The 15,929-nt window shown below is 34.4% G+C and carries 16 protein-coding genes; 14 read left to right on the top strand and 2 right to left on the bottom strand.

Annotated features, from left to right (window positions below):
* Positions 1–236 precede the first annotated feature (236 nt).
* Both VKY47_RS14235 and VKY47_RS14230 read right to left on the bottom strand, forming a co-directional pair.
* Positions 237–656: an FUSC family protein gene (locus tag VKY47_RS14235; protein WP_324313511.1), complete on the bottom strand. Its 420-nt coding sequence runs from the start codon at positions 654–656 to the stop codon at positions 237–239.
* Positions 657–660: 4 nt separating this feature from the next.
* The gene (locus VKY47_RS14230; RefSeq protein ID WP_324313509.1) at positions 661–1,440 is read right to left on the bottom strand and encodes a DUF3108 domain-containing protein; all 780 of its coding nucleotides are present in this window, start codon (positions 1,438–1,440) and stop codon (positions 661–663) included.
* 571 nt (positions 1,441–2,011) lie between these two features.
* Between VKY47_RS14230 and VKY47_RS14225 the strand changes: the two genes are divergently transcribed.
* The 14 genes from VKY47_RS14225 (at position 2,012) to VKY47_RS14160 (ending at position 15,755) form a co-directional block, all read left to right on the top strand.
* Positions 2,012–2,446, top strand: a complete 435-nt coding sequence (locus tag VKY47_RS14225) for an RrF2 family transcriptional regulator (protein ID WP_324313508.1) — start codon at positions 2,012–2,014, stop codon at positions 2,444–2,446.
* A 48-nt stretch (positions 2,447–2,494) separates the two neighbouring features.
* Positions 2,495–4,306 (top strand): cbb3-type cytochrome c oxidase subunit I, encoded by a 1,812-nt coding sequence (locus VKY47_RS14220; RefSeq protein ID WP_324313507.1) that lies wholly within the window; start codon positions 2,495–2,497, stop codon positions 4,304–4,306.
* Positions 4,307–4,315: 9 nt separating this feature from the next.
* Positions 4,316–5,335 carry a cbb3-type cytochrome c oxidase subunit II gene (locus VKY47_RS14215; protein WP_324313506.1) on the top strand — a complete coding sequence of 340 codons (1,020 nt, stop codon included), beginning with the start codon at positions 4,316–4,318 and terminating at the stop codon, positions 5,333–5,335.
* A gap of 3 nt (positions 5,336–5,338) precedes the next feature.
* Positions 5,339–5,608, top strand: a complete 270-nt coding sequence (locus tag VKY47_RS14210; protein WP_324313505.1) for a hypothetical protein — start codon at positions 5,339–5,341, stop codon at positions 5,606–5,608.
* 2 nt (positions 5,609–5,610) lie between these two features.
* The gene (locus VKY47_RS14205; RefSeq protein WP_324313504.1) at positions 5,611–6,033 is read left to right on the top strand and encodes a cytochrome C; all 423 of its coding nucleotides are present in this window, start codon (positions 5,611–5,613) and stop codon (positions 6,031–6,033) included.
* Between the two features lie 270 nt (positions 6,034–6,303).
* Entirely contained in the window at positions 6,304–6,636 is a 333-nt protein-coding gene (locus VKY47_RS14200) for a carboxymuconolactone decarboxylase family protein (protein ID WP_324313503.1), read from the top strand.
* A 117-nt stretch (positions 6,637–6,753) separates the two neighbouring features.
* Positions 6,754–7,425, top strand: coding sequence for a ferredoxin reductase domain-containing protein (locus VKY47_RS14195; RefSeq protein WP_324313502.1), 672 nt, complete (start codon positions 6,754–6,756; stop codon positions 7,423–7,425).
* Between the two features lie 73 nt (positions 7,426–7,498).
* Positions 7,499–7,912: a DoxX family protein gene (locus tag VKY47_RS14190; RefSeq protein ID WP_324313501.1), complete on the top strand. Its 414-nt coding sequence runs from the start codon at positions 7,499–7,501 to the stop codon at positions 7,910–7,912.
* 18 nt (positions 7,913–7,930) lie between these two features.
* Positions 7,931–8,392, top strand: a complete 462-nt coding sequence (locus VKY47_RS14185; protein WP_324313500.1) for a carboxymuconolactone decarboxylase family protein — start codon at positions 7,931–7,933, stop codon at positions 8,390–8,392.
* A 199-nt stretch (positions 8,393–8,591) separates the two neighbouring features.
* Complete coding sequence (locus VKY47_RS14180) at positions 8,592–9,308, top strand: SDR family oxidoreductase (protein ID WP_324313499.1); 717 nt, start codon at positions 8,592–8,594, stop codon at positions 9,306–9,308.
* 284 nt (positions 9,309–9,592) lie between these two features.
* On the top strand, positions 9,593–10,042 hold the full coding sequence (locus tag VKY47_RS14175) for a hypothetical protein (RefSeq protein WP_324313498.1): 450 nt from the start codon (positions 9,593–9,595) through the stop codon (positions 10,040–10,042).
* 354 nt (positions 10,043–10,396) lie between these two features.
* Positions 10,397–11,698: a hypothetical protein gene (locus tag VKY47_RS14170; protein ID WP_324313497.1), complete on the top strand. Its 1,302-nt coding sequence runs from the start codon at positions 10,397–10,399 to the stop codon at positions 11,696–11,698.
* 207 nt (positions 11,699–11,905) lie between these two features.
* Positions 11,906–13,369, top strand: coding sequence for a T9SS type B sorting domain-containing protein (locus VKY47_RS14165; RefSeq protein WP_324313496.1), 1,464 nt, complete (start codon positions 11,906–11,908; stop codon positions 13,367–13,369).
* A 1-nt stretch (position 13,370) separates the two neighbouring features.
* Positions 13,371–15,755: a PorP/SprF family type IX secretion system membrane protein gene (locus VKY47_RS14160; RefSeq protein ID WP_324313495.1), complete on the top strand. Its 2,385-nt coding sequence runs from the start codon at positions 13,371–13,373 to the stop codon at positions 15,753–15,755.
* The last annotated feature ends 174 nt before the right edge of the window (positions 15,756–15,929 follow it).

Below are 15,929 nucleotides of genomic sequence, written 5' to 3'. Positions count from 1 at the left end.
GAAAAAAAGTTGATAAATGAAACGTGTTAGGAGATTTTTGTGGTAAGAAGTCGATTTAATGGAAGTTGTTTAGAAGCTGAAAAGCGTATGCTAGCTTGCCAAATTTTAATTATTGATTTTCGACTATGCCGACCCTGTGTTTTTGAACAGGTTAAGTTAGTGATATAAAAAAAACCTTGTAGACCATTATAAATAAAGGCATACAAGGCTTTGTAAGGGTTTAAAGGAATGGGGTTTTACTCCATATCTATATCTTCAAAATCGCCTAGATCTACATCTTCTTCATTCAAATCTATATCCTCTTCATTTAGATCTAGATCGGCATCGTCTAAATCAAAATCCAAATTTTCGAGTTCTTCTTTAGCTTCGTCAACAGATTCCTGCTGTCTTATTTCCAATTCTTCTGTATCGCCTACTTCCGCAGTTTGGAAAATGGATTTATAAATTGAGACGGAAAGCGCAATAATAGTTAGTAAAAATACCAGTTGGACTGTTTTTACTGATTGGCTGTTTTTATTGGAAAGATAAAAGGCTATCAGTCCAAATAGAAGCGCTGCAATAGCTGGAAAATAAGCCAGATTGGATACTGGTAAAACAGATAGGATAATGGCTAGAACCGAAGCGATAATTCCTAATACAATAAAAAGTTTTCTCATCTTATTAATTTTTTAAGCCAGTTGCAGATTTAATTTTTAATTCGCCATTACCAACAGCCACTTTAAATTTAGCGAATACCGGTATTTTATTTTCATCGGCAGTGAGCCAAAGTAAATTATCGTTGGTCCCTTTTAGAATGTTGCTGTTTTTAATGGAAATGGCTAGTTTGTGACAAGCTTTGCTTCCAATGTTGGTGTTTATGGTTTCCTTGGCCACATATTTCACTACAATTTCAGTGGGTTTATTGTCAAATAAAACGGTCATAGTAACTGTTTTTCCTGGGGAATAGGAGTTTAAATCCAAGGTTCGTAAATAATAAATTGTAGAGACAATGTCCTTGGTATTACTAGAAATACTCAAGGTGTTATTTTGATCGTAGGTTCCGCCACCTTTCTTTTTCTTTTTTATAACACTTGCCACTGTTCCTTTGGAATGGCTGTATTTATATTGAACAAATTTAGAGTAGCCACCTTCATAAATATCTCTTTTATACAGATAAGGTTTTACGGTTGTGGGACTTACATAACTCTCGTACAAATCTCTAATTTTAAAAAAATTATCCCATTTGCTATACGTAGCAGCTGTACATTTTAATCGTAACAGTGTGGCTTTGGAGGTTTTAATTTCACTAGTTTCCATGTTTACTTGTGCCAATTCGGTTAAGACCCCAGACATGTTGTAGGAAGCTGCAAAAGTTAATTTTTCGCCGGCTTTAAACGCGGAATTTTGTGCAAAACCAAAAGTGGAAATGAAAAGACTTAAAAGGAAAAAATATTTCGGCATATATATTAGTTTTATGTATAACGGTGCTAATAACATTTATTGTGCCGAAAATAGCACTAATATTTAAAATTGTATGAATTGGCATTAAAATATATTAAGATATAAGTTTTGGAAATTCAGAGCTTTTTTTAACTGTTTTGTAACTATTTAGATTTGAAGGGAATTGCTTAAATATGTCATGAAGGAATTAGAGATTTATAGATATTAATTTATGCAAAAATAATGTTTGAAATACCTATTAATCCGGAAGATTACTAGCTATTAATTTCAAGTGATTTATGTTAGTTTTAGAATCACATTTGAGGGGTTTTTTATTTTGTAGGAAAATTTGAAATATTTGTAATCAAAAACTTCTAAAACCTTGGAATATTTTGACTAAAATTCAACAAAAAATTCATCGAATTTTTTCAATTTAAAATTATCACAATCCTTGTGATTGCCTACTACGAGCTATTTTAAGACTTTTTAGTCTTTTTTAAAAGTTTTTATTTTCCCATAAAATTTAATTTCAGATAGTTTTGTCAGAATTATAAATTGACTACTTTTGTACCATAACTTTGATAAAAAATAAATGTTTTCAAAAGCATGTAGGTATGCCATTAAGGCTTGTGTTTTTATTGCGATGAGATCTTTAGAGGATCAACGTGTAAATTTAAAGGAGATAGCTACTAATATCGATACTCCAGAAGCGTTTACAGCTAAAATATTACACCAATTGGCCAAAAAGGATATTTTAAGCTCCTCAAAAGGACCTAATGGGGGCTTTACAATTGTAAACTCACAAATCGATAAAATTAAAATCAGCGATATTGTTTTCGCCATAGATGGTAATTCCTTGTACACCGGTTGTGCTTTAGGTTTTGGAACTTGCGATGCGAACCAACCTTGTCCCATGCACCATAATTTTGTGGGCATTAGAAACGATTTAAAAGTTATGCTGGACCAGACAACTTTAAAGGAATTAGCCTTAGGACTAAAAGACGGGCAGGTTTTTTTAAAGCGATAAAAAAAAAATTAAACCAATACCTGATAAGAAGGTAAGAATATCATGATTATGAAAAAAACGGCTTGGTACCTCATTTGCCTAGTAGTAGGGATTCCGCAAATTGCGTTATCTCAAACCGAACCCATTAGCACAGATAATTGGTTATCTAGTCCAGGGATTATAGGAACTTTTGTTCTAATTGCCATTGTATTTATTGTTGCTGTTATTATTTTATTGGCAAAAATAAATGGATACATCGATGGTATGAAAGGCAAGCAGCGAGAAAAACATAAAATGGCTTTCGACGATGAGCTGATAGCCATGGAAGAAAAGGATATTGATTATATTCTTGAAAAGAGAAAAGCTGCTCTTAACTACAAATTAAAAGGAAACGAATTAGGAGGTGAGCATGATGTTTTTGACGAAAAAGGAATTATTCAACGTATCGATAACAAACCTAGTAATGCCTTATTTGACGAGAAGCAAAAAACTATTTTAAGTATTGAAACGCCTTTAGAACTAAAGAAAATAGTAATCTATTATATTGGGGCAGCCGCTTTATGGTTGGTTTTAGGAACCCTTATTGGACAGTATTTGGGCATGAAATTTATTTGGCCAGAAATGGACCATCAATCTTGGCTTTCATTTGGAAGATTACGACCAGTACATACCAATATGGTGTTTTGGGGTTGGTCTTCGCTGGCTATGATTGGCTTGGGGTACTTTGTAATTGCACGAACCTCCAACAATCTTATTTATAATTATAAATGGGCTTGGTATGGGTGGCGTTTAATTAATGTTACCATCATTTTAGGAAGTCTTTCCTTAATGGCGGGAATCAATAATGGAGGAGGGGAGTATCGAGAATACATCTGGCCTATTATGTTATTGTTTGCCATTGCATTGATATTAACCTTTTGGAATTTCTATAAAACCGTTGCTACTCGAAAAATCTCTGAAATTTATATTTCTAATTGGTTTATTCTAGCAGCATTAATTTGGACCATTGTATTAACTGTTATTGGATATTTACCATTTTACCAAGATGGTTTGGGCGAAACGGTTATCCAAGGATATTATATGCATCAAGGAGTAGGGATGTGGTTTATGACCTTTACTTTAGGTTTGGTTTACTATTACTTACCATCGTCTTTAAACAAACCCATATACTCTTATTCTTTAGGAGTTTTGGCCTTTTGGACCCAAATGTTGTTCTATACCATGATTGGTACACACCATTTTGTGTTTAGTCCGTTACCATGGTGGTTACAAACCGTAGCCATTGTGTTTAGTGCAGGTATGTTTATTCCTGTGGTAGCAGGAACCACCAACTTTTTAATGACCATGAAAGGAAGCTGGAACCACATTTCTAAAAGCTATGTGTTGCCCTTCTTTTTAGTAGGAGTTATCTTTTATTTTGTGGGCTCTACCCAAGGGAGTGTTCAAGCCTTCCGATTTACAAATTTTGTTTGGCATTTCACCGATTTTAATGTGGCACATTCGCACATGACCATGTATGGTATTATTGCCTTTTTGTTGTGGGCATCCATTTATGCCATTTTACCAAAAATTACAGGAAAGGAGCCACCTCAAGTTTTAGTTGGAGCTCATTTCTGGATGGCATTTATTGGGCTATTTGCATATATGATCTCTCTTATGGCTGGTGGAACTTACAAAGGTCTAAGCTGGATAGAAGGTGAAGCTTTTATAGAATCGGTTATCCTTATGAAACCTTATTGGGTATGGCGCGCTGTTGGAGGTTCGCTGATGTTTGTTTCGCACTTGGTTTTTGCCTATAACTTTTATTATATGGTGAAAGGTTATCGAGAAACCAAAGCTTCAACTCCAAGAAAAAATTTAGAGAAATTAACTGTTAAATAAGATATAGAGATGCTTAACTTTCATAAAGATCATAAAAATTTAGTGCTGACGGCAGGCCTTGTGTTTGTTGCTTTAAGTGTTATGGTTGCCATCCTTCCAGCTTATCAAATGCAGGAAACAGTAGCCATACCAGACGAAAAGCCTTTAACAGAAGCCGAACGAGAAGGACTTCATATCTATGTTAGGGAAAATTGTATGGCCTGCCATACACAACAAGTTAGAAACATAGAAATGGATAAAGTTTGGGGTTCCAGACCCTCCATTCCATCAGATTATTTTTATAGTAAAAAACGTTTGGATATCTGGAGACAATCGCCTTCAGTTTTAGGAAGTGAACGAACAGGTCCTGATTTAACCAGTATAGGAGCTCGCCAACCTAGTGAAGATTGGCACTTACTTCATTTATACAATCCGCGTGCTGTTGTTTCGGCCTCTGTTATGCCGTCTTATCCCTGGTTGTTTTATGAAATGCCAGAAAGTATGTTGACCAAAGACGATAGAGAAGTTGTGGTTCCAGAAGCTTACTTTAATAAACCGGGCATCGTGCTTGTCGCCTCAAGAGAAGCTCTTTTATTGGTAGATTATTTAAAATCCTTGAAACAAACTGAGTTACCTACAGGGATATCAAAAGATTTTATTCCTGCCAAAAAGAGAAAACAGGTATCTGGTACTACGGCCGATTCCCAAGGAGCGCCAGCTGGCCCAGATGGTGCTAATTTGTACAAACAAGTGTGTATGGCTTGTCATCAAGACAATGGAAAAGGAATTCCTGGAGCGTTCCCACCTTTAGATGGCAGCAAAATTGTTAATGATAAAAATCATGAAACCCTTATTCGAATTATTATTCAGGGTTACGATGGTACCACGGCTTTTGGAGTCATGCAGCCATTTGGCGAATTGCTTACAGATGCTGAAATTGCTGCTATTGCTACCCACGAACGTAGTAGTTGGAGCAACAATGCACCACCCGTATCCGAAGACGATGTGAAGAAAATTAGAGAATTTATCAATCAGGAACTAAATCCATAACTTATGAAAAAGATACTAGCGGTTTTCATCTTGTTTTTTCTATTTGGACAACAAATAGTTCAAGCTTGCGATGTTTGTAAAAAAAACCAACCAGAGATATTACAGAATGTAACACATGGTGCTGGACCTTCTGGAACCTTAGATTATATTATTATTTGGGTGTCGGCAATTATTGTTGGGACTACCCTTATTTTAAGTTTAAAATACCTTATTAAACCTAGAGAAAATCAACCAGACCATATTAAGAACATTGTTAAAAATGAAGGATTTTAGTTATGGAAGATCATAGAATTATAAAAGTTTTTTTAGATGAAGATCCAAAGCCCTTTGCTTCATTTGCGCCTCCAGTAAAAATAGTACTGGATACTACCAAAATTCCAGATGGGAAGCACGTGCTAAAAATTGTCGCGAAATCTTCAGATGGTATTGAGGGCATTCGCGAAATCCCGTTTGTGGTTAGAAATGGACCTGCTATTTCGGTAGTTGGTTTAAAAGAAAATGAAACCGTAGATACCCATGTGCCTTTAATAATTAATGCCTATGGAAGCGAGAACAAAGACTTTTTTGTAATTAAAGGATCAGAAACTCCTAAAGCTATTCCTTCTTGGGTCTGGGCCTTGGTTATTTTGTTTATTGCTTTTGGTATTTTCTATCTTATAATGTATTGGAACCAAGAGTTGTACGGGTCCTTTGTTTAAAAGATATATTTTTAAATATGAATCAAAATTCCTATATTAATTACGCATATTACGGTACCGACAAATGTACCAGAAATGGTTGTCCATAGTATAACAATTGAAGCTGATTTTCATGCTATTGCTATAATGGACGGCTACGTCTGAAATTGAATTTTAAGCTTAAACAACCATTTGTTTTTAAGGGAATTATTAAAAAACCATCATTCTTCTTGAAGTAGCTTATGTTTTTAGGCAGCACTGAATTTTATAAAATTTTAAAACCATATAATTATGAAAGAAGATGACATGTTTCCAAAAACCACTCCAGATTTAATTTCTAAAAAAGCTGCTCTTGCTCCCAAAAATGTTGAAGCTTGGCGCACATTTAGCAAAACCGTTTTTCAGGCTGGAGCTTTAGACGAAAAAACCAAACAACTTATTGCGGTAGCCGTTGCACATGTTACCCAATGTCCATACTGCATTCGGGCGCATACCCCTCAAGCCTTAAAAAAGGGAGCCACCAAAGAAGAAATTATGGAAGCTATTTGGGTAGCTGCCGAAATGCGCGCAGGAGCTGCTTATGCCCATGCAACCATAGCCATGGAAGAGATGGATAAACATTAGTTTTAAACCAAATCCTTTTGGATTTAAAAAGCGTCCCAAATCTGAGAGAATAAATTTTCAACCTAGAACTTAATGCCATACTTGTATGTTAATTTATAAATTTAATACTCAGAAAACATGAAAAACGAACTTGTTAAAATTACATCTATCACGCATGCTACTCCAGATGTTTTACATATAGTAACAGAGAGACCAAAAGGAGTGAATTTTGTTCCCGGTCAAGCTACAGAAATATTTTTGTACAAAGACAGTTGGGAAAACGAAGGCAGACCTTTTACGTTTACTGGACTTCCCAATGAAAATCATTTGGAGTTTTATATAAAAACCTATCCGTCGCATCAAGGGGTCACCAATCAGTTACTTAGCTTAAAATCTGGGGACCAATTGATAATTAACGATATTTTTGGCGCGATAGCCTATAAAGGTGAAGGTACTTTTATAGCAGGTGGAGCAGGAGTAACACCATTTATTTCTATCCTTAGAGATTTAGAATCAAAGAACCAATTGGGTAACAACAAACTTATTTTTGCCAATAAAAGAAAATCGGATATCATTCTTAGATCGGAATTTGAAGCTATGTTGCAAAATAATTTCACAAACATTCTATCGAAAGAAAAAACGAAAGAATATGCCCATGGTTATATTACTGAGGATTTTATAAAAACCCATGGTAATACTTTAAATTCCTATTTTTATTTGTGTGGTCCACCTGCTATGATGGATGCCGTAGAAAACCAATTAAAGAATTTGAAGGTCTCTGATGAACATATTGTAAAAGAAGCTTTTTAGGTTCACCGATTAAATTAAATAAAAAACGGGCGCAATGTAAATAATGTTCAAAAATTTAACGAATAAAACAGCTATGAAACTCATCAAGCTTTTTTTAAGAATATCTATTTCCATCGGATTTTTATCGGCTGTGGCTGATAGATTTGGACTTTGGGGAAAGGAATATGCTGTTTGGGGAAACTGGGATGCCTTTTTGGAATACACGGCAGTTATAAATCCATGGTTTCCAGAAACCATCATTCCTGTCGTTGGCTTTTTGGCCACTACTGCAGAAATCGTCTTTGCCATTTTTCTTTTAATTGGATTTAAAACGGAACTTGTGGCTAAATTAAGTGGTATTTTACTTTTTATATTTGGAGTCTCGATGGCTTTTTCCCTAGGGATAAAAAGCCCTTTGGATTATTCGGTGTTTATAGCATCGGCTGCAGCTTTTTCGCTGAGTCTTTTAAAGGATAAGTTTTTGGAAGTAGATAGTTTAAAAAATTAACCAATAAATAAAAGTAGAATGAAAGAACGCATGGATTATTTTAAAACAGATCCTAAGGCTTTAAAAGGCATGTTGGAACTGGAAAAATATGTAGTAGCCTCTGAATTAGATCCAATAATTTTTGAATTGGTAAAAACAAGAGCCTCTCAAATTAATGGCTGTGCTTATTGTCTAGACATGCATACCAAAGATGCACGGCATGCAGGTGAAACAGAACAACGTTTATATGTTTTATCCGCTTGGAAGGAAACATCTTTTTATTCGGATAAGGAACGCGCTGCACTGGAATATACAGAAGCCTTAACTTTAATTTCTGAAAATGAGGTTTCTGATGCGCTGTATCAAAAAGTACAGACCCATTTCTCGGATAAGGAACTTTTAGCTTTAACAATGACCATTGTGGCAATTAATGGATGGAACCGAATAGCCATTGCTTTTCGTACCGTTCCGGGAAGTTATCAGATTGCTAATAAGGACTAAGATACATATGCTTTCTTTCTTAGAGAGATCTATAAATATATAGGTATAAAAATGAGTTTGAATTTAATGACCAGTGTTTGGTGTCCAAATGGAATTTGTTTTTGCAAAACAGTCTAAATCTTCTCGTACAACAGCTAAAATCAAGAACATAGAGAGTTGAGCTTCTTCCTTTAATATATCACTAAAAGCAATCTTAATTATGAATATTTTATCAAAAATTGCGGTTATAACCGGTGCCAGTAGCGGTTTAGGAGCTGCTATTTCCAAAGTTTTAATAGAAAATGGTGCAACTGTATATGGTTTAGGCAGAAAAGCAGACAAACTTCAAAACCTAAAAAAAGAATTAGGAACAAGCTTTATTCCTGTACCACTTGATATCTCGGATTTTCAAAAAGTAAAAGAATGGGTAGGAAAAGCGTTTTCAATAACTCATTCCCCAGACATATTAATTAACAATGCCGGAGTAGGTTCTTTTGCTCCTATAGATGAAATGGACCAAAAGACTTGGTATCAAATGGTAAATGTGAATTTAAATGGCTTGTATTATATCACTTCAGAAATTGTTAAACTCATGAAACCCAAAATCTCCAGTACTCATATTATTAATATAGGTTCTATACTTGGCTCTTTAGGACGTGTAGATGGCACGGCTTATTGTGCCACTAAATTTGGGGTACAGGGTTTTAGCGATGCCCTTTTTAAAGAACTTAGAGTTTTTAATATAAAAGTAACCTGTATAAATCCAGGTTCTATAGATACTTCCTTTTTTAAAAGTTCGGGTATAGATGCCCATTCTAACATGTTACAAGCAAAAGATCTTGCTCATACAGTTTTGCATGTATTGCAAACTCCCGATAATATGTTGATTAATGAGATGACGATTCGTCCACTAAATCCTAAACAACCAAAAAATTAGGTTTTCAACCGTATTTCTTTTTTTAAGACATTATACAGAATAAGTAACCTTTAAAATTAATTATAGATACTATTAATCTTTTTAGGAACAGGTTGTTAGATGGAAAAAAATAATTTTTTTTCAAGGACATTTTTCTCCTAATTGCATTGTTTTCTGAAAGTTAGAAACTAAAATTTTAACATTTTTTACAACGAAAAAATAAAAAACAAGAAATAATCGACCAAACGCTTGGTTTTTACGATTAATTACATAAATTTGTCTTATAGAACCCATAAATATCTACTATGAAAACTAAAATTACTTTATTTTGCCTTACCTTTTTATTAATGGCTGGCATGGGATATGCCCAAACTAACGCACCTAAAAGCATTATTAGCCAAGATGTACGAATCTCTAAATACCACGATCGTAAAGAATTGGAAACCATGCAAAAAGGTAGCTTGCTGAATTTGTATATTGAGCGAATAGAAATTATTGTAAAGATTTTACCTTATATAGCATTTGCTACAAAACCAGGTGTTACAATGTCAACTTTTGGAATTCCCGACACAAAAGAAAACAGAAAAGCTTTGGATGATCAAATCAGTGCTACTACAAATTATTTCTTGAGCACTATGGATTTTCAGAATAAAATATTACCCTATTCTGATAGGGCAAATTTAGTTGCAGCTATTTTATTTTATGAAGAAACTCTAAAATCACTTCATATATATAGTCAGAACAATAGATTTTAATTCCGATTATAATTAGTACGTTCAAATCCTTTGCTGATTTTTCAATTTGCTGTAAGTGATTAGAGTTTTCTTTAAATGAAATAGAAAATTTTAATCCAATTAAGTGAATGGGAAAAATATCTGTAAAGTGTCAAGTACGGAATTTTTAAACCAGGAATTATAATTGTTTTTCAGTTTGTAAAATGTAAATTTTAATATTTTCCAGAAAAAATGATTTTAATTGTTGTAAGAAAATCCCTCAAATTGAAATTAATTGATGTATTTCATCGCTTTTATTTGTATTTAATAGAATTTTAATCTATGTTTGATACTTTATTAAGAGAAATTTATGATTAATAAATAACTATTTTAACTATGAAAAATCTACCCCAAATCTTAAGTGTTTTTCTACTAGTGTTTTGCAGTGTCAACGCACAACAAGAAAAAGGAATTATTGGTACTAATAACTGGTTGAATTCTTGGACAGAATTTACTCCAGAACAGGTAGAGTACGGTGAAGCCACCGAAATCCTTACTGGTAATATTACTGCCGACACAAAACTGGTAAAGAAAAACATCTATATGTTATTAGGAAATGTTTTTGTTACAAATAACGCCACCTTAACTATAGAACCTGGAACCGTTATTATTGGAGACTTTAAATCCAATGGTGCTTTAATTATTACCAAAGGAGCTACTATAATTGCAGAAGGCCTTGTTACCGATCCTATAGTTTTTACTTCTAATAGAAGTGTTAAGAAAGCTGGAGATTGGGGAGGACTAATCATTCTTGGTAATGCCCCGATCAATAAATTTGGAAATGGTTCTTCTGTAAACCATGATTTTAAATCTGTTTCTTACGAGCAAATAAGTTATGGTGGAGAAAACATTGAAGACAATTCTGGAATTTTAAGATATGTAAGAATTGAATTTGCTGGCAAGAAACTACCAGATGGTGATAATTTTAACGCGCTATTATTGGCTGGTGTTGGGAGTCAGACCATAATGGAAAATGTTATGATGAGTTTTTCTGAAGGTAATTCATTGAGCGTTTATGGCGGTCAAGTGAACTTGAGCAAAATGGTTTCGTATAAATCCAATCGTATTGATTATAACTTTAATTATGGTACACAGTGTAATATTTACAACTCTCTGGCTGTAAGGTCTTCATATATTTCTAGTCCTGAAGGATCTCGAACCATGCATGTGGCTTCGTACGCGAATGATAAAAGTGAAATCGATTTCTCTAAAAAACAAACTTCAGTAATAGGTACCAACTTAACACTTATTAATTCTAGTGATGATTTACAATCTGAAATTAAAATGGGCTTGGTTAAAGAAGCTATCTATGTGGCTGAAGCCGCATCTTTAGACATGGGCAAGAGCGTTATTTCTGGATTTAATCCGGCTGTTTTATTTGAGAATAAAATTAAAATCAATAACGAAAATTTAGATAAAATCAGATTAACCGAAATGTATTTCAATAATTGCAAAGGAAATATTTTTGTGGAGTACAATTCCAACAATGAAGATTTAGAAAGTTGGTACGGAAACAGTAGTTTCTTTAATGTGTATTCCAAAGGATTGGATTCTGAAACTTTTATTGATATAAAAAACTCAAAAAGACCAGACTTTAGATTGCGTATTAATAAAATTATTGCATCTAGTTTAGACTAAATTAACCGAACCTAATAACTAACTATTTAACCTCAAAAAATCCAAATATTCGAAAGTTTTACCCAATATCATGAACATTCGCTCTAGACATTTAACCTTAAATTAATTCGTTAACATGTTTTAAATCCGATAGTTGTATAGTGACTTTGGAATTTATTACCTAGACACTCCTTGGCTTTTAGTACCGAATACAAACAATTTAAGTGTATGCATAAAACTACTTTTGTAAGAAACCTTTTTTTTGTCTTGTGTTTTTCAGTTCTTGTTTTTAGCCAGAACTTAAAAGCTCAGATAGTTATTGGTGCTCCAAATTTAGGTTTTACTCAGGCTTGTGCTAATGATGGGTTTAATACCTATAATGTTACGTTTGTTTTTTCACCAGCAGCCCAGTTAGGTGCCGGAAATCAGTTTATTATAGAAATGTCTGATGCGGATGGTAGCTTTGCTAATCCCACCCAAGTTTATACATCGAACGCAGGTCAGGTGACTTCATCTCCTGCTACTTTAGGTTTTTCGTTGCCAACAGATACGGCTGGAGAGACTTATAGAATAAGAATAAAAAGTACGGCTCCGGGAGCAACAAGTTCTGCTTCTCCTGCTTTTCCTGCATATTACAAAATTCAAGACAGTCCGTTCACAATCAATCATTTAATTCCAACTGCAGTATATTGTGCTGGAGGAAGTTATATATTAACCATAGATAATCCTGGTACTGGATTAAACGATTCTCCATTAAATTATCCACACCTTACTTATAATTGGTATAGAGAAACAGGGCCAACAACTTCGGTTTGGGTAGCAGACAGCGAAAGTCTAGCGGTTAATTCCCCTGGAAAATATTTTGTAGAAACTAATTATGGTACTTGTACTTCAGACTCTTATTCTAATCGAGTTACTGTAACAGAGTCTACTACAGGTTCTACAACAACTATTGTATCTAGTCTTGGAAATCCATTCTGTCCGGACGGAGGTTCAACCACTTTGACCACATCTACAGGTACTAGTTACCAATGGTATTTAAATGGCACAGCTATTTCTGGAGCCACAGACCAAACTTATAACACCGAATTATCTGGAACCTATTCCGTACAAGTTAATTTAGGTGGCTGTACTGCTTCGGCAAGCATTAATTTGGTAAGCGAAATGTTTACCAGTTCTTTAAACGTAGATCCTGAAAACACGATAGATCCGGGAGATAGTTTAGACGTTATAATAAGTACAACTGCGGATGCTCCAGAATTTTTATGGTATTTAAATAATACTCTAATTCCAGGAGCTATAGGAAATAGTTACCAAGCCACACAAGTTGGAAATTATAAAGTTATTATCAATCAAACAACAGGCTGTTTGGTTTCAAATGAATTAATATTTGAAATTACAGAAACTCCAAATCCATTTCCAGATGTGGCGGATATTCCAAATTTAATCAGTCCGAATGGCGATGGTATCAACGATACTTGGGTAATTCCTAGTCAGTATGTAAGTGGAACAAATACCCAAGTAATTATTATGAATTCTTATGGGAAAGTCGTTTTAAATACGAAGGAGTATCAAAATAACTGGCCTAATGACGACTCATGGAATTTTAAAAGTGTCAATCCAGTTTATTATTATGTGATTACTACACAAGATAATAAAACAAAAAAAGGTTCTATAACCATCGTGAAATAATATGAAAACATTTTTACTTATAATAGTCATATTTTTCTGTTCGACACAATTCAGCTTCTCTCAAGAAGACGGTGTTGTATCGTTGGCTATTCCTGTAAGAAGTTCTCTAAAATTTAACCGCTACGTTATAAATCCTACTTTTAGTTTTGTAAGGGAACAAAACACGTATATCAATATTACCAACAAAAGAGAATGGGGCCAGTTTGATGATGCTCCACAAACCTACCTAATTAATTATTCTGGAAGATTTAGAGAAAATATTGGGGTTGGAGTTGGTCTTTTTCAACAAAATTATGGGGTATTAACCACCTTTGGAGGTCTTGTAAACATGGCGTATAACGCTAGATTAGATACAGACAGCAACTTAACCTTTGGTTTAAATCTTGGGTTTTATAAAAGCAGTATTAATGATGGGAAAGTAGTTGTTAATCAACCAGATCCATCTTTAGATAACATTCCTAATAACATGGTTCTTAGTGTTAGTCCAGGAATAAATTACGGATTGGTATTTTTCGACTTTGGTTTGTCCGTAAATAATTTGGTTCAATACAATATTAAATCTTCCGAACTTCTTAAAGAAGATCCGCAACAAAGTGTCCAAGCACATCTTATGTATACAGGTTATTTATCTAGCCGTGGATTTTTTGATGAAAGTAAATTCACCACTTTAATTAGATCTGAATTTAAAAAAGATCAAACTATTTTTTCAGGAATAGCCATGCTTACAGTTCCTAAAGGAATTTGGGCTCAAGCAGGTTATAATACGGTTTACGGATTTACTGGAGGACTTGGAATTAACATCACGAAACAAATTGCTGTAGAATACAATTATGAAAAAGCTGTAGGCGACTTAGCCACTTTTGGTGCTTCACATGAATTTACCTTGGCTTATAAATTTGAAAGTAAAGACAGATATTATTATAGTGGAGACGATAGGGAAGAAGCTCTTCTTTCTCCAGATAAGAAGAAAAAGCCAGGTCTTTCTAACAAGGCAAAAATGGATGCAGAAGAGAGAGCTCGAGTAACAGAAGAAAGAGCCGCCGACAAAGCAGCAGCTATAGAAGAAGCAAGACTAGCAGCCGAGTTAAGAGCACAAGATAGAAAAGACGCTCAGCAGCAAGCCATATTTGATGGAGAAGATAAAGCTCAAGCCCAAGCAGCAGCAGCCGAAGCAGCTGCTCAGGCTCATGCTGCGGAACAAGCTCGATTAGCCGCGTTAGCAGCTGCGAAAGCCCAAGCAGATGAAGAAGCTAGATTGGCCGCCTTAGAAGCAACCCAAGCACAAAAAGATGAACAAGCTCGATTAGCCGCATTAGCAGCTGCGAAAGCCCAAGCAGATGAGGAAGCTCGATTAGCCGCGTTGGCAGCAACCCAAGCACAAAAAGATGAAGAAGCCAGATTAGCGGCGCTGGCAGCAGCCCAAGCTCAAGCAGATGAGGAAGCTAGATTAGCTGCAGAAGCAGCGGCCAAAGCGAAAACAGAAATTGTGAAAGCTGATGCTCAAGTCACTCAAAAAGATGAATTGTCCAAATCGATGTTTGCTTTAACTGAAACAAACAAAGAGTCTAAAATGGTACAAGAAGAATTATTAAATAGGTTAGATGAGGCCATAGCTATAAAAGATAAAGACCTTAAAGATTTAAGGGAAGAAAACGATTTAAGTGAGCAAGGTATTTATTTGGAACCAAAACCATTTAAGAGTATTACTGCAGAAAACAGAGCATTAGCAGCCTTACAAGCCGATTTGGATAGATCCATGGCTGAAAGAAATAAAACTATAAAGGAGTTGGAAGAGCTTTACATTCAAAGAATTAAAAAAGGTTCTAACAAAGACGATGCGACGAGTAAGTATTACTTAGAAACTATTCAAAGCATAAGAGCTGAACAACAGCAATCGGAAAAAATAAAAGCGAGATTGGTTTCAACCTTAGAGACTATTAATGTACAAACAGAAATAGAAAGAAGACGACGTATTAAACGTGCTCAATTTGATAATGAAAAAGATAGATTCTTAAAGGATTTAGCTGCTTTAGAACGAATTAAGGCAACAACACCATTAAGCAACACACCTTTAACTCCCGAAGACTTTTACTTTGGAGAAAAGCAAAGTGGGAATGTGCAAATCTTAAAAGGTGTTCAAAATGTAGATACTGGCTTTTACATGATCATTGCTGTTCATGATAATGCTAAGGATAGAGATGCTTTCTTAGAAAAAGTTGTGTCCACTGGACAAAATAATATTAATTTCTTCTTCGATGTCAATACAAGTAAGTATTTTATTTACTACCAGAAATTTGATAATCTAGATGAAGCAATGAATAAATTACAATCAAAAGGAGATAAAGCCTATAACGGAAATATGTCTGTTGTAAAAATTGAAAATTAAGGAAAAGAACTAATTTAAAAGCACCATTTGGTCTTCATTATGTCCCTGATGTTGGTTAAATGTTTATAAATATATTATCATGAAAAAACCTACTTTTTTTAAGATTGGCATCGTTGTAACCATCTTATTGATGAGTTTACAAACTATCGCCCAAAATTTTGTGCCCTTTACTCC

The organism is Xanthomarina sp., assembly GCF_035306705.1.
Lineage (GTDB): Bacteria > Bacteroidota > Bacteroidia > Flavobacteriales > Flavobacteriaceae > Xanthomarina.
The sequence above is the reverse complement of the archived record's forward strand: the minus strand, read 5'-3'. Positions and strand labels throughout refer to the sequence as shown.